This is a genomic window from Flavobacterium sp. MFBS3-15 (assembly GCF_026107645.2).
Classification (GTDB): Bacteria; Bacteroidota; Bacteroidia; order Flavobacteriales; family Flavobacteriaceae; genus Flavobacterium.
This window is the reverse complement of record NZ_JAPCHV010000001.1, coordinates 266,452-288,366: the sequence shown is the minus strand read 5'-3', so window position 1 is coordinate 288,366 and position 21,915 is coordinate 266,452. Positions and strand designations below refer to the sequence as shown.

14 protein-coding genes and 1 pseudogene are annotated in these 21,915 nt (G+C 44.3%); 7 read left to right on the top strand and 8 right to left on the bottom strand.

Annotation, left to right across the window (positions count from 1 at the left end; all coding sequences use genetic code 11):
- Positions 1-14 precede the first annotated feature (14 nt).
- A pseudogene (locus OGH69_RS01385) lies at positions 15-192 on the bottom strand (winged helix-turn-helix transcriptional regulator).
- Positions 193-465: 273 nt separating this feature from the next.
- On the opposite strand from OGH69_RS01385, the gene OGH69_RS01380 reads away from it, so the two are divergent.
- The 5 genes from OGH69_RS01380 (at position 466) to OGH69_RS01360 (ending at position 4,417) form a co-directional block, all read left to right on the top strand.
- Positions 466-735 (top strand): SDR family NAD(P)-dependent oxidoreductase, encoded by a 270-nt coding sequence (locus tag OGH69_RS01380; protein WP_265172643.1) that lies wholly within the window; start codon positions 466-468, stop codon positions 733-735.
- On the top strand, positions 707-907 hold the full coding sequence (locus OGH69_RS01375) for an SDR family oxidoreductase (protein ID WP_265172642.1): 201 nt from the start codon (positions 707-709) through the stop codon (positions 905-907). The genes OGH69_RS01380 and OGH69_RS01375 overlap by 29 nt, the downstream gene beginning before the upstream one ends.
- Before the next feature lie 77 nt (positions 908-984).
- Complete coding sequence (locus OGH69_RS01370; RefSeq protein WP_265172641.1) at positions 985-1,074, top strand: hypothetical protein; 90 nt, start codon at positions 985-987, stop codon at positions 1,072-1,074.
- Positions 1,075-1,727: 653 nt separating this feature from the next.
- A complete protein-coding gene (locus tag OGH69_RS01365; protein WP_265172640.1) occupies positions 1,728-2,258 on the top strand; it encodes an ankyrin repeat domain-containing protein in 531 nt (176 codons plus the stop codon).
- Positions 2,255-4,417 (top strand): catalase, encoded by a 2,163-nt coding sequence (locus OGH69_RS01360; RefSeq protein ID WP_265172639.1) that lies wholly within the window; start codon positions 2,255-2,257, stop codon positions 4,415-4,417. The genes OGH69_RS01365 and OGH69_RS01360 overlap by 4 nt, the downstream gene beginning before the upstream one ends.
- Positions 4,418-4,596: 179 nt before the next feature.
- Here the strand turns inward: OGH69_RS01360 and OGH69_RS01355 are convergent, their stop codons facing one another.
- From OGH69_RS01355 to OGH69_RS01325, 7 genes are all read right to left on the bottom strand, one after another.
- Positions 4,597-6,570 carry a heavy metal translocating P-type ATPase gene (locus tag OGH69_RS01355; RefSeq protein ID WP_265172638.1) on the bottom strand — a complete coding sequence of 658 codons (1,974 nt, stop codon included), beginning with the start codon at positions 6,568-6,570 and terminating at the stop codon, positions 4,597-4,599.
- A gap of 395 nt (positions 6,571-6,965) precedes the next feature.
- Positions 6,966-8,942, bottom strand: a complete 1,977-nt coding sequence (locus OGH69_RS01350; RefSeq protein ID WP_265172637.1) for a DUF3857 domain-containing protein — start codon at positions 8,940-8,942, stop codon at positions 6,966-6,968.
- The gene (locus tag OGH69_RS01345; protein WP_265172636.1) at positions 8,939-10,825 is read right to left on the bottom strand and encodes a DUF3857 domain-containing protein; all 1,887 of its coding nucleotides are present in this window, start codon (positions 10,823-10,825) and stop codon (positions 8,939-8,941) included. Before OGH69_RS01345 ends, OGH69_RS01350 begins: the two co-directional genes overlap by 4 nt.
- A gap of 28 nt (positions 10,826-10,853) precedes the next feature.
- Entirely contained in the window at positions 10,854-14,105 is a 3,252-nt protein-coding gene (locus tag OGH69_RS01340) for a tetratricopeptide repeat protein (protein ID WP_265172635.1), read from the bottom strand.
- A gap of 117 nt (positions 14,106-14,222) precedes the next feature.
- On the bottom strand, positions 14,223-16,694 hold the full coding sequence (locus OGH69_RS01335) for a TonB-dependent receptor domain-containing protein (protein WP_265172634.1): 2,472 nt from the start codon (positions 16,692-16,694) through the stop codon (positions 14,223-14,225).
- Positions 16,633-18,009, bottom strand: a complete 1,377-nt coding sequence (locus OGH69_RS01330; protein ID WP_265172738.1) for an HTTM domain-containing protein — start codon at positions 18,007-18,009, stop codon at positions 16,633-16,635. Before OGH69_RS01330 ends, OGH69_RS01335 begins: the two co-directional genes overlap by 62 nt.
- Position 18,010: 1 nt before the next feature.
- Positions 18,011-19,117, bottom strand: a complete 1,107-nt coding sequence (locus OGH69_RS01325) for an imelysin family protein (RefSeq protein WP_265172633.1) — start codon at positions 19,115-19,117, stop codon at positions 18,011-18,013.
- Positions 19,118-19,254: 137 nt separating this feature from the next.
- Here OGH69_RS01325 and OGH69_RS01320 point away from each other — a divergent pair, with 137 nt between their 5' ends.
- Both OGH69_RS01320 and OGH69_RS01315 read left to right on the top strand, forming a co-directional pair.
- Positions 19,255-20,448, top strand: a complete 1,194-nt coding sequence (locus OGH69_RS01320; RefSeq protein WP_265172632.1) for an imelysin family protein — start codon at positions 19,255-19,257, stop codon at positions 20,446-20,448.
- A 57-nt stretch (positions 20,449-20,505) separates the two neighbouring features.
- Positions 20,506-21,906, top strand: coding sequence for a di-heme oxidoreductase family protein (locus tag OGH69_RS01315; RefSeq protein ID WP_265172631.1), 1,401 nt, complete (start codon positions 20,506-20,508; stop codon positions 21,904-21,906).
- Positions 21,907-21,915: the final 9 nt, after the last annotated feature.

Here is a 21,915-nt window from a genome sequence, read left to right as displayed (position 1 = left end):
ATGTATTCCTATCTTTATTCTTCTTTAATTTTCGCCCTATGTTGGCGGCCCCAATTGATCATCTCCATAATAATCTTACCGAAAGTGCGGCAATATTCGGTGGGTTCATATTCGATAAGCACCGGGATTTCGGGATAAACCTTTCGCAACAAGCTTATTCATCTCCATCTCCTTCAGTTCGCGGAATAGCATACGGCTTGTAATTCCAAATATACTGCGTTCAATTTCCCTAAAGCGGCGATGCCATTACATAATGAATTAATAACAGGTATCCGCCACTACCCTATGAAATAAAGAGTATCCTGTAAGGCCAGTAGTTCTTCTTTTTGATCTCTTTCCATTGTTCTGTCTGGTATACTCTGTGATACTGGTTGCAAAAGTATATCAAATCAATTATACCTTTACTGTATTAATTTAAAAAGAGTAAAATGAAACGATTTAAAGATAAAATCGCAGTGGTAACCGGTGGCAATAGGGGCGAGGCCCTGTCTTGCCGACCAGTCCAGTGTTTTGTATATCGAGGAGCTGGCACATCATATTGGTGAAACTGCCGGCAAAATAGATATACTGTTCATTAACGCTGGTATCACCGGAGATAATACGCTAATTGAAGAAGCCACAGAGATAAATTTTGACAATGTAATGAATGTGAACCTTAAAGGTGCATATTTTACGCTCAGCAGATTAACCCCCTCTTATAAACTACGTGGCTTCAATAGTTTTGCTATCTTCTAATGTAGCAACAACCAACTATCAGCAGAGCTCCATTTATCAGGCCAGTAAATCGGCGGTTAATTCCTTTGCCCGTACCGCAGCTGCCGAGCTGGCACCACGACGAATAAGGGTAAACATTGTCAGCCCGAGCCCCACAGGACTAATGTATTTGACAAATCGTACGATACTGTGACAGCCTAGGGAATCTGGGATAGCGTTGCCGAAAGGATACCACTTAAAAAAATCGGTACCCCTGAGGATGTTGCACAAATGGTTATGTACCTTTCAGGTGATACAGCATCCTTTATAACCCGCTCCGATTTTGTCATAGACGGAGGTATGCTACTTCATACTAGATAAAAGACCGATATCAGCTATTTATTTTATTTACATTAGAATTATCTACTCCGAACATAATGATCTTCAATATGAGGCCATTACTTAGCACACCATAAAATCGTCTTTTAATTCAAAATACTTTACGCTGGAAGCCGCGCCATTACTGACAAATCTTTAATAAAAATGTTCGAAAATTGTCCGTGCAGGTGCCGTTTGGAAATCGAACCTAAAAACGTTATTGCTTACTGAGGTTTTTAGGTTCGATTCCTTTTTTTACTATACAACTTAAAAAGTTTAAAACTCTAAACCTAAAACAATTCCCTGGAAATCTGTAAACCTTTAAATCTCAGGTTTTTTGGCTTGCTATTTTTATTCGTCACAATGATTGGGTATAATTCCGGCCTTTTTTATGTGCTGATGAATTTCCAATCCACACAGCATCATCTCAACAAGATTTCAAAGTTGCTGCCCTGCCTTGAAGGGATTAATCAGAGATCAATCCTGGACGTGCAACGCCAATATGGCACTGGGTAAGTTTATATAGTGAAAGCAATGCGGGTTTTGTATGATATAGAATAATTATTGATTTCAGATAAGGGGGAAGATTTGGGAAAACATTAAGGAGGCTCAATGACAGCATTTTGTACCTTGTTCCTGATTAAAAATTATTTACTATGGATGAAATTACCCAGGCATTATTTTTGGCAGCACGGCAGGGCAACGTGCCTGTACTTGAGGAAATATTTCCTTTAATAGACAATGTCGATAGACGTGATGATAGGGGATTTACGCCACTCATCATCGCAGCATACAATAACCAGCCTGAAGCCGTGGCAGCATTGCTTAAGGCGGGTGCTCATCCTGACCTTGCCGATAAGGGTGCGAATACAGCACTGATGGGAGCGAGCTTTAAAGGCCATGCAGATGTTGCACGCATATTAATCGGCCACGGCGCCAGTCTCGATGCCCAGCATGGCAATGGAGGCACTGCGCTGATGTTTGCTTCGATGTTTGGGCGTAACGAGCTTGTGGAGCTTTTATTAGCCCATGGCGCCGCAACAGATATTAAAGACGCGCGGGGCTTTACCGCCCTTGACCTGGCCCTCCAACAAAATAACATGCCTGCGGCAGAATACATACAGAATTATCAGTCGAAACGACCAATAGCTACCTTACCTAACTTTTCAAAATCCAACTTACAATGAAAAAAAACAACACACCTCCCAACCAGGATGCCAAGCTCCGTGACCTGGATCGAAACCGTGAAAACGGTCAGGGTGAATTCATTACCACTGACCAGGGCGTCAGGATCAATAACGACCATAACTCTTTAAAAGCCGGTGAACGCGGGCCATCGCTGCTTGAGGACTTTATAATGCGCGAAAAGATTACCCACTTTGACCACGAGCGCATACCGGAACGGATAGTGCATGCAAGGGGTTCGGGTGCGCATGGGTACTTTGAAGCCTTTGGAAATGTCAACGAATATACCAAAGCAGCCTTTCTGAACGATACTACCCAGCGGACGCCGGTGTTTGTACGATTTTCAACAGTGGCCGGTTTTAGGGGTTCGACAGACCTTGCCCGCGACGTTCGCGGCTTTGCCATCAAATTCTACACACAGGAAGGTAACTTCGATATGGTGGGCAATAACATCCCGGTATTCTTTATCCAGGATGCCATGAAGTTTCCTGACCTGATCCACGCTGTAAAGCCTGAACCTCACAATGAGATGCCCCAGGCTGCGTCGGCACACGATACTTTTTGGGATTTCATTTCCCTTATGCCGGAATCCATGCACATGGTCATGTGGGCCATGAGCGACCGTGCCATACCGCGCAGCTACCGCATGATGGAAGGCTTCGGCATCCATACCTTCCGTTTCATCAATGCTGAAGGCAAATCCACTTTTGTCAAATTCCACCTCAAGCCTAAACTGGGCACGCATGCCGTAGTATGGGACGAGGCGCTGAAGATATCGGGAAATGACCCTGACTTCCACCGCCGCGACCTGTGGGAAAACATCGACATGGGCAATTTTCCCGAATGGGAATTCGGCGTACAGCTGGTGCCGGAAGAAGATGAGCATAAGTTTAACTTTGACCTTTTGGACCCAACGAAGATCATACCGGAAGAAGTAGTACCGGTAACCCCTATCGGCAGGCTGGTATTGAACAGGAACCCTGACAACTTTTTTGCAGAGACCGAGCAGGTAGCATTCCACCCCGGCCATGTAGTGCCCGGCATTGACTTTACCAACGATCCGTTGCTTCAGGGCAGGCTCTTCTCTTATACCGACACCCAGCTTTCAAGGCTTGGGAGCCCTAACTTTCACGAGATTCCTATCAACCGTCCGATAGTGCCTATGCACAATAACCAGCGCGACGGCCATATGCGCCAGGAAATCAATGTTGGCCGCGTCAGTTACAGCCCAAATTCTCTTGGAGGAGGTTATCCCGAGCAGGCAAAAGAGGCTGAGGGCGGATTTGTCAGCTATAATGAACGTATTGATGCGCATAAAGTACGCACACGCAGCGAAAGCTTTTCCGACCATTTCAGCCAGGCAGCACTTTTTTTTAACAGCCAGACCGATGTGGAAAAAAATCATATCATAAGCGCCCTGCGTTTCGAACTCAGCAAGGTAGAGACGGTAGAGATACGCCAACGGATGCTGGGGCTGCTGGGACAGGTTGACAAAATGCTTGCAGAAAAGGTGGCAGAAGGCCTGGGGATATCAGTACCGCAACAACCGGAAAGGCCCATGAATAAAGGGGTAGGTGCAGATGCAGATCCTCAAAAACACGAACCAAAACCTCTGGATAAAAGCTACAAACCTAGCGAAGCTCTTAGTATGGTCAATAACCCTACGGTGACCGACAGCATTGAAACCCGGCAGGTAGCCTTTATATGTGGTGAGGGAGTAAGTGAAAAATCGGTCAACGCACTCAAGAAAGCACTGGAAGCCAAAGGCGCGGCAGCCAAAATAATCGGTCCTCATGCCGGGGAAATTAAGGGTGATATGGGTAACAGCATTAAAGTAGACTTTGCCTTTTTCTCTTCGTCTTCAGTATTGTTCGATGCAGTATATGTGCCTTCTGCAACTGACATAGCTGCACTCGAAAAGAATGCCAATGTCAGGGAATTCATCAATGATGCATTCAGGCACTGTAAGGTCACAGGCTTTGATAAAGGCCTTGACGGGCTCATTGCCAAAACCGCAATTGGCATGGCAGGAAAACCTGAAAAGGATAGTGTGCCCGGTGTAATCATTAACGACGGTACCGCGAAAGCCTTTACTGATAGTTTTACCTCAGAAATGGGCAGGCACCGTATTTGGGAGCGCGAGCAGCTTTTTGCCGAATAGATAAGCAGATTTGTTGTATGCATCCAATTATTAGTATAACTAACGGAGATACATAGATACCGTCATAATCTGAGATTGTAAAATAAAAGAAGAAGGGCATTGCCAACGCGGAGGAATCCGCCTGGCAGTGCCCTTACTCATTTCTTGGGTAGTGACAGATATAAACAATCCTTTAATCTCTATTTTTTAGGCTCATACATTAATAATCTTAATGCATTAAAGACTACAAGCAATGTTGATCCCTCATGGGCAATAACGGCAGGCCCTAAAGAGGCAATCCCCGTTATGGTTAATGGGATGAGGATGGCAACCATTCCAAGGCTAATCCATAAATTTTGTTTTATTATAGTCCTGGCTTTCCGGCTAAGGCCTATGGCAAACGGAAGAGCTATAAGTTTGTCTCCCATAAGTGCAATGTCAGCTGTTTCTAGTGCCACGTCGCTGCCTGCTGCGCCCATTGCTATTCCTACTGTACTCTTGGCCATTGCCGGAGCATCGTTAACACCGTCGCCTACCATAGCAACTTTGCCAAATTGTGTATCGAGTTGCTCCACTGCTGCAACCTTATCCTCCGGCATCAGGTTACCCCTCGCAACAGTTATACCTATTTGTCCGGCCACAGCTTCGGCTACTTTTTGATTGTCACCGGTAAGCATTATCATTTCCTTTATACCTAATGCAGCAAGTTTTGAAAGAACGACTTTGGCCTCGGCACGGGGTACATCCATAAGGGAAACTATGCCTATAAACGTTACCCCTTTTTTAGCGATCATAGTCGTGTGCCCACCCTGCTCCAGGCCGGTTACCTTTTCTTCCAGTTCTTTGGGCAACCCTCCATTGTCCCTGAAGAGCGACTTGTTGCCTATTAGGATCGTTTCACCGTCAATCTCAGCACTCACCCCCTTCCCTACAATACCTTTTACATTTTTGGGTTCAGGTTCTTGGATATCAGGATTTTTTTCTTTGATACCATTGACAATCGCTTCTGCCAAAGGGTGATCGCTCTGGCTCTCAACCGCTACAAGAAGTTTCAGAAAATCTTCTTCTTTACCTGCAAGCGTGATGATGTTTGTAAGCTTTGGTTTTCCTTCTGTGAGGGTACCGGTTTTATCAAAGGCCACTGCTTCCAGGTTGCCAAGATCTTCCAGAGGCCTGCCGCCTTTTATTAAAACCCCTCCGCGGGCAGCCCTCGCTACGCCACTAAGTACTGCACTGGGCGTAGATATGGCAAGCGCACAGGGACTGGCAGCAACAAGTACAGACATCGCCCGGTAGAAGCTTTTACTGAATGGCTCATCGATCACCAGGAAGGCCAGGCACAAAAGGGCAACCAACAGCAATACTGAGGGCACAAAAAACTTTTCAAACTTATCTGTAAATAGCTGGGTTGGCGATTTTTGCTTTTCAGCTTCATTAACCATCCTTATCAGCCTTGCTATTGTTGAGTCGTCAGCTTCGCGTATTACTTTAACCTCTATAACTGAACTACCGTTGATTGTTCCTGCAAAAACCCTGTTTTCCGGCTTTATTTTCTCGTCCGTTGAATAATCCTTATCTACATCATCAACCGGCCTTTTGTCAACAGGTACGCTCTCACCGGTCACCGGTGCCTGATTAACGCTGGTAATCCCTTTTACTACTACCCCATCTACAGGAATCTTGCTGTTGGGCTTAATGAGGATAATATCCCCTAAAGACAATTCCTCTATATTTACTTCCCTTTCAATACCTCCCTGATGCAGGATTGCTGTCGGCGGTGCAAGGTTAGCCAGTGCCTCAATCGATTTTCGTGCACGCCCCATGGCATAATGTTCAAGCGCATGCCCAAGGCTAAACAGAAACAACAACAGCGCACCTTCTGCCCATTCATCCAAAATGGCGGCACCTGCCGCAGCTACCAGCATAAGGAAGTCGATCTCGAAACCACCCTTTGCCATAGTCGCAACAGCTTCCTTAGCAGTAAAGAATCCACCAAAAAAATAGGCACCTATATATAAACCCAGTGCTACATTTGGCCCGAGACCCGTGAACGCAGACAGGTAACCAAATCCAAGCAATATGCCACAGAGTATTGAAAAATACAGTTCTGTATTCTTCCCCAATAGGCCACTATGAATATGATTTTCATGATTATGCTTGTTCCCTGTTTCCATTAAAATAAGTTTTAGTTCGTAAAATCCTCAGGCATTTTTAGTTAAGCACTGGGAATTTCAGGTGATTTTTTTGGAGCATTTCCCCTTTTGCTACCCTTTTTTAGGATATATCTGAACACTTACTGCAAAAAGCTAATACATCTCACATAAAAACTCTTAGATAAAAATTCTAAGATGTCCTCTTTCGGATAAGTGGCGATGTAAAGCTACCATATCAGTTTAGCCTTGCGTTGTCCATTAAGTAAATGTATTAAATTAATTCTGGTGGAATAATGAAATAGCAAAACAGTCACCAAATTTTGGTAAATTTTCTATGTGAGAAAAAAATCATGCTGTACTATTAAGTGAAAGCCCGGCTAAAAACCGGGCTCTCATCAAAAACTTTTTGCCTAACATTATTTATTCACTATGATAACAATCTTATTGAAGTCGGCAGCAGCGTTTATTACGGCACGGTAGGCTTCAAAATGCTCAAGCGGGTAGTGCAGTATGTTGTAATATTCTGTATTTTCCACAATGATCTCATTACCTTTTTTCTCATACTTGCTGACAAAAGCTGCTTCTGTCTTACCGTTAACATCAAGCTTTTTATCCATATTAAACTTTTCAAGGTTCTTTACCGTTGCCCCTTGCGGCAGAATGATCTTTATCTTACGGGTATACGAATGCGGATTGTTGATTTCAACCGGCAGCACGCGCTTGTTTTCCTGGTATAATTCCATTTGCTTGCCAATAGTCAGACCCGCAGAAAACAGGTAATTTTCTCCAGCCTTACGTACAAGGTCCTTACCTTCAAAAGTAATGTCCATCACAAATGGCTTCTTGCCGATGAACTCTACACCATCATTCGATGTAGTAAGAGTTTTGTATTCTGTTTCAGCAGTATAATTTTCAGCAATGCTTTTCAGTATGGTCTTATAATTTTCGGCAGGCGCAAAATCCTTTATGGGTTGAAAATTCAGGGCCGAATAGCCACCAAACTGTATTTTACTGGTCACTAAAGGATTTTCAATGTCCTTTGAGAAATCAATAGTGATATCCATGATGTCATGAGTAATTTCAGCTCCCGGAATGTCAATCATCGCTATTTCGCCGATTCCCATTTTTGTACCTGCAAAAGATTTCTCCTTAATGAACAGGCCATTGGTTCCGGCAAGTTCCCTTGGGATTAGCGGTATCCTGTACTCCACTTCAAGAGGAGTCATGTATTTTTTGACAGAAGGGAAGTAAAACAAAAGCTCATCAAGGTTTTCATAGCTTTCAAAATCGGCATCAAAAGGCTTCTTGTAACGGCTTGAAGTAAATACGAGGTTATTCTCAATCCCCATTGTAGTAAATACTGCAATGTACAGCCTTATAATGTCCGTTTGGTTAGCCTGTTTGGATTTTAGAATATCCTGAAGCGTTTCCTTACTGTCAATATAACGGCTGTAGTTAATAGTTTTCTTTATTTTATTCTCAATATTCCAAACCTGTTCCTGAACATCATTAGATTTGGCTATTCCCTTACAGAAGTCATTTATAGCGGTTTGGTCTTTTTTGCTATATTCCGGATGGAACCTGTCATAAAGATTTGTGGAAAATTCCTTGAAATTAAACAAATTCTTTGCCCCGTTGGCTAAGTTTGCATCAAGCTTGTAACGAAAACGCTTTATGTTGTTATTCCAGTTCGAGTAGTTTTCGTCGTCATCCAGGGCAGGTGTATCCGCCTCGTTTACTGTGAGGGTTGTGAATTTTGCCGAAGGAGCCTTTTCGGTTATAACCGGTTCAGACAATCCGTTGTAACCCTTGGTTCGAAACACCAGATGATCGGGATAAATCAGTTGGAACGTACCTTTTGCTATAGGGTATTCATCCTGCATCCTGATTGTATGCCCTTTTAGCTCCGGTTCCTCTTCAAGTATGAATATTGTTTCTACAACCGCTCCTTTCTCCAGGCCGTTCACCGCGAAGTATTTGTACTTAACCCCACGCTCCTCATCTGTTTCTTCCTTAATATCACTCTTTTTAAGCTCAATCACCTTACCGCTTTTCAATAGTACGCGTGCTTTCGTAGCAATCACGTTTTCGTTAGAGCCATAAGGCACATAAATTTTGTTGTTACGCTCTACAGCCTCATCACTGTTAATGTAAATCTTTTCATGTGAAAGATAATATTGTAATGCACCATCCTTGCCCGGTACAAATTCAATTTTTACATTCCGTTCAAGTATTACCTCCTTCTCATCTTTGTACTTGGCAGGTATTTCTACTTTGGTCTCCTTTGTGTCCCAGTTGTAGTTTTTAAAAGAAAAATCCTGCCCCTGGGCATTACTGTAAAAACAGGCTGTCAAAAATAGCAATCCGGCTTTCACCTTTTGTTTTAAATTCATTTTTCGGTAAGTATTAAGGTTTGTGTATAGGCATTCTTCAGTTGTTTTACAGTGTCAGTCCATAGTGCAAAATCGGCCTTTTCAATCAATAGCTTTTTCACCTGTATTTTTGCATTTAATGAAACTACCCCGGCTTTATTGGCATAAGTAAAATCTGCCTTCATAAGCGCATTGTCAAGGCTGAAGTTTTCCGGCAGGTATTTTACCGAGTAGTTCTGCGGGATTTTCAGGTTATAGGTAGTATTATAGGCCGACAAAAAATCCATTTCATAAGCGGTGACACGGTCAGGTTCAAGGGTAAGCTTTTCATAAGCCCGGTCCATAAACAGATTAATGTAAAGTTCCTTATCAACCTGTATGGCATAGTCTTCCAGCTCAAAACTAAAATTCACCTGGTATGGTTTGTCCCTGTCGGCCACATTGGCCTCGTTATACTCTTTCAGCATAAATTTATTGCTGCCTAAAAGTACCAGGCTCTTTATCATTTCAAAGCGTGTTTTGCCCGAAGCATCTCCAATCTGCGGTAAGATATGGCTTCTTGAAAAACCATAGAAGTTTAATGAGCCCGACCCTGTAATTTTCTCCTTATCCAGCGTAAGATCAACCACTTCATGAGTAGCATTATCTTCGCCAGAAACAACCGGAACCTGTATAATCTTATAAGTATCGCCATTGCTCATCAGTGCTTCCTTACCCTGTATGAAAGATGTAGGCAGCCCATATCGTGTCTCACGATCTGTAGCATCCAGGAAAACATAGTTGCCATTGTCATTGAATACAGCAATCATGTGATTGTCTACTGCAGGTGTGGCAAGTTCTTCATAAGAATAGGGAATGTCGCGTGTGCCTATCCAGGATACCGTTACATCCTTTACCCCGGCATAATTAGCCATAGCGCTAATAATGCTCGCCATGTCCTTGCAATCTCCAAACTTGCGCTTGCAAACGAGTGCGGCTTCACGGGGAATAAAGCCTTCATACCCATTTTCAAAAGCGATATACTTAATGTTGTCCTTTACCCAATAGAATATTTTTTTGACCTTTTCCCTGTCAGTAGTAAGACCGGCAGTAATCTCTTTTGTAATTGCCTTTAGTTCGGCGTCCTCTGTCCTGTTAAGGTTTTTTGTAAACGATTTATAGTAATCATACAGCTTTTCAGTATTATCAAGTACCTCCACTTTTTTTGAATCTACCTTATAGTCCTTCACATAGACATTGATATGCGGAATAAAATGCCGGAATCCCGGATTGCCCGGTTCAAATTTCACTGCTTTAACATCTTTCAATGTCCAGGTATAAATATACTTCCCCTTTTTCTCGGTTTTGGAAAATATGATGCTGTTATCGGGATCGTTAAAAACACGGTAACCGATGGTAACGTCTTTGTCAGTACGCACTTCCAGTGTTGAATTCAGCATTGGAAAACTGCTTCCAAAAACATAGCTTTGGAGAAGAAACGGATCCAGAAATTCAGTCTCAACCGAATACACCTTTCTTGCCCCTGCTTCAAGATTTGGAAAAATAAGCTGGCGCTGCTTTACATCATCATGAAAAACAGAATTTTGTCTTGACTGCTTTTCGTTGGTTTGTGTAACCTTTATTTTACGGTCTTTCCCTTTGTCGTTAACAATCGAATACGCTTCAAACTCATTAAGCTTTACAAGCTCTGAATAGGAGAAGCTCTCCTCATTATTTTGTATGCCGTTTTGCGACATAATCATCGACTCATAATAGTTATTGCGCAACACCCTGAGCTTTTTGTCTTCAACAAAAATATCATAGGTGTTTTTATCGCTGATAACCAATTCATTTACATTGGGGTAAACCTTTTTATACTCTGCAAAAGCACCCTGCTTTTCCTGCGCCAGGGCCGTAATTGCCATTAACGGCAATAGGGCCACAAGGCTTTTTCTATTTAATTTCAATAAGGACATCTGAATCATATTGTTTTGTTTGCGACAACACTCCATTGGTATAAATTTTACAAGCCCCATGCATCTGGTCATTTTTATACTCTGCTGCTATCCAGGGCTTGCCGTCTTCTTTAAAAAATTCCTGAACCCCGTCAAATGATGAATTCCTGAAATTTTCTTTCTTGTAAATCTTTCCGTTAGCATAATACTCTATGCGCACTCCTTTCAAAAGCCCTTTGTCATAGTTAGACTCATACTCGGGCTTGCCATCGGCACTGTTTATAAGAAACCTGCCATCCATATTCCCTTGCACAAAGTTCACTTCCATTGCAGTTTTCCCGTTAGGATAGGTCGAAACGATTTTGGCAGTTTGTCCGGCTACAGGTTTCTTATCCGTAAACTTACCGTCTTTACCCGGAGTTATGTAATACACCAGGGCATTGCGCTGGTATCCCAGTATCAGCACTATATCACCCTTATGATTATAATATTTTACCTCACCCTCCTTATCATCATCAAACACGGTGCTTTCAGAAAGCTTGCCTTTGCTGCCATAATAAGTAATATTACTACCTGTTTCGCTACCAAAAACATATGCATCTTCCCTTCTCAGGTTACCCGCTATATCATAGTATTTACTGGTTCCATGTTCTTTCCCTGAATAATAATTCTTCTCAAGAAGAGGAGCCCCTGTAGGGCCATTTTTAACGTATTTGCCATGGCGGCTGCCGTTTAGATAGTTGCCTTCAATAATCAATGCTCCATTTTTCTCTTTCACGGTATACTTGCCATTCAAAGTACCGTTCGCCAATATAAAGTCGTGCAATATGGCTCCGTTATAATACGCCTGGGCAACCTTACCATTCTTGTTGGTGTAATCAATTTCTACCTCTTTTTTGCCATCAACGGAGAAGCTCTCCATCTTTACTGCCACACCATCCACATAAGTTGTTATTTCACTCGGATTGCCATTTTGCCAATAGTCATACCTTTTTGAGTAAACCTCATCATTTATGTAGAAGCTTTCAGAAGAAACTTTACCATTGGAGAAGAATGACTTAGCCGGACCATTTGCAACACCATGGTTATAATGATACATATAAGAAAGGTCTCCGTAATCATATTTCTCATAAATTCCCTGAAGCGAATCGTTCACATAATTCGAAACGCTGTACAGCCTGCCGTCATCATTATAAACAAATGATTTTCCCGACTGGAGGCCATTTTTGTAAGTTTCCTTATTTCTCAGTACACCTGTCCTGAAAAAATACTCCCAATCTCCTGTTTTCTTGCCTTTCTCGTATTTTCCTGATGTCAGTGTTATGCCGTCAATAGTCTTTATGGTATAGGTTCCCTTTACCGGCACCTCGACAGGCTTTGTGTTTCCTGCAACATACTGGCTCCCGGACTTCATTTCCCCATTTTTGTAGTTTTCCTGATAGTATAGTTCGCCGTTATCATTATAATAATCGTAACTCACAATGTTTCCTGCTTTGTCATATACCGCCTCATACGATTTTTTACCATTTGCAAAATTATAAAGGCCTTTGGTAGGCAGGTCATTTACAAAGTCGGTCTGCTCATTTAGCGTCCCGTTCGGAAAATATTTTTTATACGATGAAACGGCTGCACCGTCTTTATACTCAATCTCTGATTTCAAAACCTTGCCATCATAATATTCCACAGCCCTGCCATCGCGCTTATCCATCTTAAACGATTCCTCGAGTGAAATATTGCCGGCTTTATCGTACATCACATGTTTGCCGTTCAGCTTTCCGTTGCTGTAGCCGGTCTCGCTTTTTTTACTTCCGTTTTCATAATAACATACCGCGTTGCCATCCCGCTCACCGTTAACAAAATTACCTTCGCAGGCTTTACCCCCATTGATGTAATAAGAAGTGCTTATACCCTGAAGCTTATCATCTTTATAGATTTCAACCAAAGAGACATTGCCATTATCAAAATAAGTAGTCCTTTTCCCGTCTAGCTTATCGTTCTTGTATTCCTTTTCTTCGCTCAGGCGGCCTTTGTAGTCATAATACTTCTGCAAGCCTTCGGCCATGTCGTTGACAAAGTTAAGTTCGCTGGCCATGTTTCCGCTTGTGTTAAGTACTTTGTACTTACCTTCCTTCTTCCCGTTTACCACTTTGCCCAAAAGATACGGCTTGCCCTCATTCAGGTAAACCACAACCTCTTCCTGCTTACCAAAAAGGTCTACTTTTCGCTTTGCAAACACCTGCCAGAAATCGTTCGAGAGGTAGTTATCTATAAAAGCCTGGGCTTTTTTATTGTGGGCCGTGAGCTTTTTACCAAGCTGTTCCTTCATACTCGACAGCATATAATACGAAAATCCTTCAAACTGTTTTTTCTTCGCCATGTCGGCAAGCCACGGAACATAAGTAGTTTCAAAAAAACCATTTTGTACTTTATGTTCTGCGGCATATTCCACAACAGCCTGCACCTGGCGGATGATAATGTCATCAAACTCCGAATTCACTTTATAAGCGCTCCTTAATGGTAGCGAATTGCGCAGTATAACATCAATCTCTTCAAAATTGTCCCCACCAGCCTTAGAGAAAACAAGTTTGCTCTTTTCAGTGTAATTATCTGCAAATTTGGCATTCAGCTTTACAATAATTTCGGGACTTACCGAACTCTCCGGTAATAATGTAAGGTAAGCCAGCAAAGCCATGGTTCCTTCAACAGCGCGGCCATCCTCAAGGGCTATAAGGCCCAACAGGTAGTGGGAGCCAACATGGTTAGGGTTTATTGTTATGGCTTTTTCCAAAAGATCAACACTCTTCTGGCGCTCATCCTTTCTTACATAAAGCAATGCCATGTTGTATAGCAGTACGCTTGAATTCGGATACAGCTTTTGCGCTTCCAAAAACATCTTTTCCGATTTGTCATACTCTTTCCGGTCGCTCAGGAAGGTGCCGTATGACATATAAAAATCCGGGGCTTCCTGCATATAGCCTTTTTCAAGGGCACTCTCATAAAAGGCTTTTGCGGCCTCCATATCCTCTCCCGCGGCAAGAGCCAGGGCCTTTTCATATTGTGCGGTATAAAAAATCGGGTCTGTTTTTACAATCTTATCAAACTGCTTAATGGCTTCAGCATATTTTTCTTCGTCATACAGCCGGATGCCTTCAGATAGATAAGCATCGCCATCGTAAACAACTGAATAATCCGTTTGGGCATAAGTAGTGCTGCAAAGCCCGAAAACAAGGGCTGCCAGTAGGTTTTTCATATTGGGAGGTTATTTTTCCCAAATATAATTTTTTTAGTAAAACAACAAAGCCCTTCTTAAATTTTTCTAAAAAAAATCTTAATCCATAAAAGATCCCGACCTAATCAATACCGCATCTTAAATTTTAACCTGCAACGTTACATAATACATCCTGGGATCGCTCGGTAATATGCCCGGACCCGGATACCCTGTTGCACGCCTGGTAAAATAGTAATTATTGGTAAAATTACTGATGCTGCCCTCCAGCCTGAAGTTCCGCCATGTATAGGAAGCCGAAAAATCAGCAACGTAGTAGGACGGTATTTGCCCAAAAATACCATAGGTATTGTCATTGCTGTCGGTTATGGTATTGCCGCTATCGGTAAACTGTTCTGTAAGGCAGCTCATCTGTACCGAAGCCATGAAATTACGGTAACCGGCAGATGTTCCTGCCTTCAGGTTGACCAATGGCACAAACTCAACCGAATTTCCTTCAATGTTTGGCGCATCTGACTTAATGTAGCTGCTTCCTGTTATGGCATTATTTACGAAAACAGACCAGTTGAAATTCCTGTTCCCTGTAAAAAAAGTGTTGGCTATGTTCCAGTCTGCCAAAAGCTCCCAACCATAGGTCACCGCTGTGCCTATGTTACTCCGGTAACGCACTACCGCACCGCTTCCGTTAGGGTTTGGCGCCATATACTCCCCTATCTTGTCATTATAATACAGCAGGTAAACACTGGAATCATAATTAAACCGGTCATCGGCAGTGCCCCTTACGCCAAGGTCGAACGTGAACCCTTTCTCGTCTGTTATTGAAGGGTCTATAGCCAGTCCCGGGCTGGCAGTCCGAATGTCATTAAACGTAACTGAACGGTAGTTTTGCGATATGTTGGCATACCATTCTGTTTTAGTACCCGATTTATAGCTGAACCCCAGCCCTGCCAGTAAAAATGTACGGCCCTTGTCGATGTCCTCATTTTCCCTTTCATCCAGTATCACGTTCCCGGCCTGGTCGGTATTAATGCGGCCCCAGTAGCCTTCGGCCTGTGTTTTAATGTACTCCGTACGCAAACCGGGTGTTATCGAAAACTTATCCGATACCCTGAAGATGTTTTCAGCAAACAAGGACACATTCCTGTTTGGGTAGGTATAGCTGCTCTGGCTGGTATAGTAGGGGAATTCATCGTCGGCAAAATTAAAATCCGGCCCGCTGCCGCTACTGCCCGGACCCTGCTGGCCTGTATTCCTGGCCTGGTAGTACTTAGCCCCCACCATAAATGTACTCTTCCTGCCTATGATATTATATTCCGTAAGCAACTTAGCTTCACTGCCCCAGTTGTTGAAATCGCCCGTTATAAGGTCACGCACAGTACCCTCCACGTCTGATGAGCTCACACGGTTGCTCAGGTAGCCAAGGGCGCTGCGTGTTGCATTTAGCCCAAATAGCTGCAATTCGAATCTGGTTTTTTCATACAAAGCGTGCTTAAATCGCAGGCTGTACAGATTCCAGTTGACGTCAAACCAGTTGCGGGTGCGGTTGCTTTGGAACATATCTTTCTCAAACATATAATCAGTCAGTCCGCCGGGCTGTTTGGCAAGGTAGTCGAACAGGGTATAATCAAAGTGCAGCGATGTGCCGGGCTTAAAAGCATAATTCACGTTCACGAAGAAATTACGGCTATTGTACTGCGAATTGCTCCTGAAACCATCGCCTTGCTTATAGTTGAAAAATGTATAATAGCTGAATTTACCCGTAGTTCCCCCAACGCTCGTAAAATTTGATAGAAAACCATACGAACCTGCTGAATTACGCACGGTAGCCTCAATAGGTTTTAATGACGGCTCGCGCATTACAAAGTTTACAAGTCCGCCAAACTGTGTTCCATATTGCAATGAGGCCGCACCCCGTATCACTTGTATTTGGCTTACACCTTCTGCCGGAGGCGTATAGTAGCTTTCAGGATAACCCAATACATCTGCGCTAATGTCGTAACCGTTTTGGCGCGTATTGAAATTGCTGCTCCGGTTGGGGTTAAGCCCCCGCCCCCCTATGTTTAGCTGCAGCCCGCCATCGGAATTTTCGTTGATGGTAAGCCCCACCACCTGCGAGTATATCTGCCTTGCCGCATTGGCTGCCTTGTTGGCGGTAATCCTGTCCATGCGCACAACTTCGGTCTTTTTCCCTGCAAATACCGAAACTCCTTCAACATCCTTCAGGTGCGTAAGGGCAAAAAGGCGGTTCTGCTCGCGCTCTATTACTACTTCATTTAATTCGGTAATGCGCTGCAGGATTATGGTTGCCGATTGCCCTTGCGACAGGTCCTGCTCTGTAAGCTCATAACCATCGAGATAAAACACAAGGTGCACTTTTTCATCTGCTGCCAACAGGTTAAATGTGCCATCTGCAGCTGTGCGGACCGTAACGTTATTTTGCGTATAGATGACCTCCACATTAGCCAACGGTGCATTGCTTTCATCCGTTACAAATCCGGTGAAAACGCTTTGCGAAAATACAGATGCTCCTGAAAAAAGGATCAGCAAAAGGCTAAAAGCCCGCAATGCTTTCTTTAAACGGCAATATCCAGGTTTTATGTTCAAATGATTCATATTCGTCAGCAAGGTTTACATCCGGGTTAATATAGGGTGTGCTCAGCCTTCCGTTCAGCGCCACGTAGCTTTCGGCATATACTTCGGTGCGGGCCATGCCTTTTGCAGCATATAGGTCCTTCAGGTAATGGGCATATTCTAAAATAAAATCGGGCTGAAAGGACATCTGCTTTTCCTGAAAGGCAGTAAGGTGCTCACGGTTATTGACATATTGTATCCTGCCCGTTATGCCATCCCTGACCCTGAACTGTATGTAACCGGCCTTTTCCATAAGCATTACCCGCCAGGAGAACCGGAAGCCCTCTTCGGTCCAGAACAATTCGCCGGGATACAACAGGTAACGGAACGGCAGCAATAATTGGATGGCAAGAAATATCCCAAGGAAGTACGCAACAAAAACATTTGGCCGGACTGCTACTCTGTTTGTAGCATCGGCAGGGCTGCCCGAAATGTTTTTATTTTTCCCAAAGGTGAGAACCCATTTTATTCCTGCCAATAGCTTCCTGTGAAGTAGCGGGCTAAAGAAAATCAGCGATGATACGATCATCACAAACGGGAAAACACCTATAGGAAACAGGATTCGCGTAAGCACATGAAAAACCACTACAAGAAAAAAACCAAACAGCCTTGTACGGCGGCCCAGCAACAGGAAAACGATAAAAAGGTCGTATACCGCGCCTGCATAGCTAAAGGCATAAGCTACCCATTCCCTGCCCAGCCATGGCCCTATCAGGGGGAGGTGTGTATTGCCTGTTAGCCATATTTTCAGCGGCATCGCATGCACCAGCCAGTCAGAATTCAGTTTGGCAAGGCCGGCATAAATGTAAACCACAGCGAGCAGTACTTTAAGTACGTCAACCGCATAACGGGGAACCCTTTCTGAATAAACTTTCCCGTCACGTTTTGCATCTACGGAAAAAAAGGCATTTGCCGGCAGGAAAATCATTACAAAGCTTATGACAGAAATGAAGTAATAGTGGTTGAGGTAAGTTGTCTTATCCATAAGCTCGATATAGGTAAAGCTAAGGAAAAACAGTACTATCGCCAACCGGTATCTGTAGCCCACGGCAACCATCAGCGAGGCAATGCCGCAAATAATGAAAATAAGATATGTATAGCCACCGATGGGTTTAACCCATTCGAAACCACAGTAGCTAAAGTGAAATTTGGGCGCAATGTAAAACTTTTCAATCCATCCATTGAGGGCAAAGCGCACCAGGCTGAAAAACATCATCAGCCCAAATGCAATGCGGTAAAAAGCAAGTGTTGCCGCATCTGCATCCAGGCTGATGTAGTGTGTTATTTTTTGGCGCAGCTTAGTCACCGTCGCCGTCTACATAGTCGATGCTGATGTTCAGCGCCTGCAGCATGTCCAGCTTTTCATATACAACAACCTGTTGCAGGGCATCATAAGCCGCCAGCATTTTAGAGTTATCTGTGGCAATCTGGCTGCCAAAGCTGTTATTAAGCTGGTTGGCGGCAGCAATGGCGGCATCATACTGTGCATTGATGATATCACTAAGGTTCTGCCCGTTGCGCCCGGCATGTACGGCATCCAGGTATCCTTTAAGCCCGGGGCCCATAGTCTGGGAATTAAAATATTTGCCATTGAAAAAATTACGCGAAGCCGTCAGCGCCTCAACAAGCAACTCTTTGCTGACATTGTTCCTGTAATAGGCCTCTACTTTATCCGGCAATGTCGCACCGTTACTGAACTTACCTGCCGGGATAGCCAATTTAGGTGTACGGACATCTTTCTCAAGGTTTTTTACAAAATTGTTTACGGTCTGGTTTATCGGTGCACTTACTGCAGTTCCGGTACCGCTTATGAAGGTGTCGCGATAGCTGCCGTTCCAGTCGGCAAGAATTCCGTCGGCCACATTTTTCAGGTGTGCCGTAAGGTCGGTCATATATTCGCGGGCATTGGCATTACCCGCATAATAGGTAACTATCGCCTCATCTGAATCCTGAACACCATAAAGCAAATAGTCCAGTGCAGGGAAACCTTCGCGGGCATATTGTGCCGGTTGCGAAAGGTTATAGTTACCTGTTGCAATGTTATTGTTAATTCCCGCAACATCGGCAGGATAGGTATTGCTGCTCTCTATAAGGTGGAGTTCGTACGCTTTGGGATCATCGTATATACCCACATGCTGGTAGGCTTTATAAGCATCAAGCCATGCGCTCCTTAAAGCTTCCAGTGACTGCTGGGAAGGCGCACCCGAAAAATCCTGTGCGCTTGCATGCAACGCATTCAGCTTTGCCTGGTAATTGCTGAATGAAGGTATAATGATGTTATCGGCCCAGCTGGCCATCATGGCTGAGCGGTCATAAGTACCTTCCGGCCCCTTGTCGTTATCGGACGATGAACAACCCGCCGCTGCAAAGAAGATTATAAAAAGTAAATATATCGTATTTCTCATAACGAATTGAATTTGCGGGCAAATGTATGACAAATTTCTTATCTGTAATAGTTCTAAATAATTTTTACGATTAAACTTTCACAAATAAAAAATTACCTTACATTTGCACTGTTTTTAATCAATCTAAATAACAAGTAATGATGAAAGTTACCTTTAGTTTACTGGCTCTTGCGGTTTCAGGCCTGATCATGACAGCATGCAGCAGTGACGACAGCTCAGGCAGCAGGAATGTTACAAAAGCAGAAGTAATTGAGAACTATGCTGACCTGGTATATCAAAACTACCAGGATGCCCTTGATGACGCTGTAGCTCTTAAATCCGCCATCAATGCATTTACTGCCAACCCAACGCAAGCTAAATTTGACGAAGCAAAAGCGGCATGGAAAGCAGCCCGTGAAAGCTATGGTACTACAGAAGCATTTCGTTTTGCCAACGGCCCTATAGATAACGACATCGACTTTGAAGCCCCGGAAGGGCTTATTAACGCATGGCCGCTTGACGAGGCTTATATTGACTATGTTAATGACAGCAATTCGCCTGATTATGGTGGCGGCATCATCAACAAGCCGGCCATATATCCGGTAATAAACAAACAACTGCTGGAAGACCTTAACGAAGGAGAGGATGAGAAGAGCATCTCTACAGGATACCACGCGATTGAGTTCCTTCTTTGGGGGCAGGATCTTACAGCACCCGCTGCCAACCAACCGGGACAAAGGCCCTATACTGACTTTGTTGACGGTGGTACAGCTGACAACCAGGACAGGAGAAGGGACTACCTTAATGCAGCGGCAGACCTGCTTACCGACCACCTTACTTACCTGGTAAACCTTTGGAAAGAAGGCGGAAGCTACAGGAACACATTCCTTGCCATGCCGGAAAACGATGCACTTCAAAACATTTATCTTGGAATAATCACGCTGGGAAGCTCTGAGCTGCCAATCGAACGTATGTCGGTTGCCCTTGAAAACGCCGACCAGGAGGACGAACACTCTTGCTTTAGCGATAACACGCACCGCGATGTTTACCTGAACCTTAAAGGCATAGTAAATGTATATGAAGGCAAATACGGAAACGTTGACGGCCCATCGCTGGCAGACCTTGTAAGGCAGGCCAACAGGGATCAGTACAATGCTATTGAAGATGCAATTGACGCAGCTTATGATGACGTAAATGCAATAGCAACTCCGTTTGACCTTGCCATCAGTGGCGGCCCTACAAGTACTGAAGGCGCTAAAGTAAAAACTGCCTACCTGCAGATCATGGCAATGTCCCAGAAGCTACTTGCGGGGGCAACAGCTTCGGGCATTACTGTAAACGGCATAGAATAATACAATTTTGGCTTTTGAATACTAAGAGTGCCGCAAAACGGCACTCTTACTTGGTTTATGAAAGGTATACGACACACATGGCTGATAGCCCTTTCGCTGCTTGCACTATCCTGCTCAGACGATGAAAGCGGCTATGAAAAGATTACCGCGGAAGACGGTGAGGAATTCAGCGGCGGTACATCAACGGTAATCAATGCAACGGCAGAAGCCTTTGGTTTTGCATCCGCTACCCTTACACCCGACCAGTCGGTAGACTTTGGTGTAGGTAATTCCCTATTCAGGCAAAGCTGGGTAACAGCGCCTTCATCTACAACAGCCCGCGACGGGCTTGGGCCTTTTTTCAACGCCATTTCGTGCAGCGCCTGCCATTTTAAGGATGGCCGTGGCCGTCCGCCTTCCTTTGACGGCGAAATGGGCAAAGGGCTGCTTTTGAGATTAAGCCTTCCGGGGACAGATGCCTGGGGCGGCGCCATTGCAGACCCAATTTACGGGCACCAGCTGCAGGACAATGCCCTGCTGGATGTAACCCCGAAAGGAGTTTATACCATTACCTATCAAAACATTACCGAAACACTTGCTGATGGCACCATTGTACAGCTCCGTTCGCCTTCCTACCATATCAACGCCCTCGCTTACGGCCCATTGGCTCCCGGAGTGCTTGTTTCGCCAAGGGTAGCCAGCCAGATGGTGGGACTCGGGCTATTGGAGGCTGTACCACAGGCAACCTACCTTTCCTTTGCAGATGAACATGATGCAAATGGCGACGGCATATCCGGCAGGCCAAACTATGTTTACGACAAAGAAAGCAACAGCATTAAAATGGGGCTATTCGGGTGGAAAGCCAATCAGCCCAATATACGGCAGCAGGTAGCAGCGGCTTTTGTAAACGACATTGGAATTACCTCGCCCGTTTTTCCTGATGAGCATGGCCCTGCAGGCTTTGATTTTTCCGGCATACCCAATGGCGGTACCCCGGAAATTACCGATGTCGCCTTTAACCGGGTAGTGCTTTACTCCCAATCACTTTCGGTTCCCGTAAGGCGCAACCACGATGCACCCAATGTTTTGCGCGGCAAGAAAATATTCAGCGATATCAAATGTGCATCCTGCCATATCCCCAAAATGCAAACCGGCAACGATTATTACCTTCAGGGATTGCGCAACCAAACCATTCGGCCGTATACCGACATGCTCCTGCACGACATGGGGCCGGGACTTGCTGACGGTGCTCCCGATTACCTGGCTACAGGCAATGAGTGGCGCACACCGCCACTTTGGGGCATAGGGCTAATAAGCACTGTAAACGGCCATACGCAACTGCTTCACGACGGCCGTGCAGGGAACATTACAGAGGCAATATTGTGGCATGGTGGAGAGGCAGAAAACAGCAAAAACATGTTTAAGCAGCTGACTGCTGCAGAAAGACAGGACCTGCTCGATTTCCTCAACTCGCTGTAAGTATTCCAA

Bases quoted from the DNA above. Each gene is read 5' to 3' on its own strand.
- OGH69_RS01335 (WP_265172634.1), bottom strand. From the start codon at position 16,694: ATGAATCATTTGAACATAAAACCTGGATATTGCCGTTTAAAGAAAGCA.
- OGH69_RS01325 (WP_265172633.1), bottom strand. From the start codon at position 19,117: ATGAGAAATACGATATATTTACTTTTTATAATCTTCTTTGCAGCGGCG.
- OGH69_RS01345 (WP_265172636.1), bottom strand. From the start codon at position 10,825: ATGGCAATTACGGCCCTGGCGCAGGAAAAGCAGGGTGCTTTTGCAGAG.
- OGH69_RS01315 (WP_265172631.1), top strand. From the start codon at position 20,506: ATGAAAGGTATACGACACACATGGCTGATAGCCCTTTCGCTGCTTGCA.
- OGH69_RS01365 (WP_265172640.1), top strand. From the start codon at position 1,728: ATGGATGAAATTACCCAGGCATTATTTTTGGCAGCACGGCAGGGCAAC.
- OGH69_RS01320 (WP_265172632.1), top strand. From the start codon at position 19,255: ATGATGAAAGTTACCTTTAGTTTACTGGCTCTTGCGGTTTCAGGCCTG.
- OGH69_RS01350 (WP_265172637.1), bottom strand. From the start codon at position 8,942: ATGAATTTAAAACAAAAGGTGAAAGCCGGATTGCTATTTTTGACAGCC.
- OGH69_RS01370 (WP_265172641.1), top strand. From the start codon at position 985: ATGGTTATGTACCTTTCAGGTGATACAGCATCCTTTATAACCCGCTCC.
- OGH69_RS01360 (WP_265172639.1), top strand. From the start codon at position 2,255: ATGAAAAAAAACAACACACCTCCCAACCAGGATGCCAAGCTCCGTGAC.
- OGH69_RS01340 (WP_265172635.1), bottom strand. From the start codon at position 14,105: ATGAAAAACCTACTGGCAGCCCTTGTTTTCGGGCTTTGCAGCACTACT.
- OGH69_RS01355 (WP_265172638.1), bottom strand. From the start codon at position 6,570: ATGGAAACAGGGAACAAGCATAATCATGAAAATCATATTCATAGTGGC.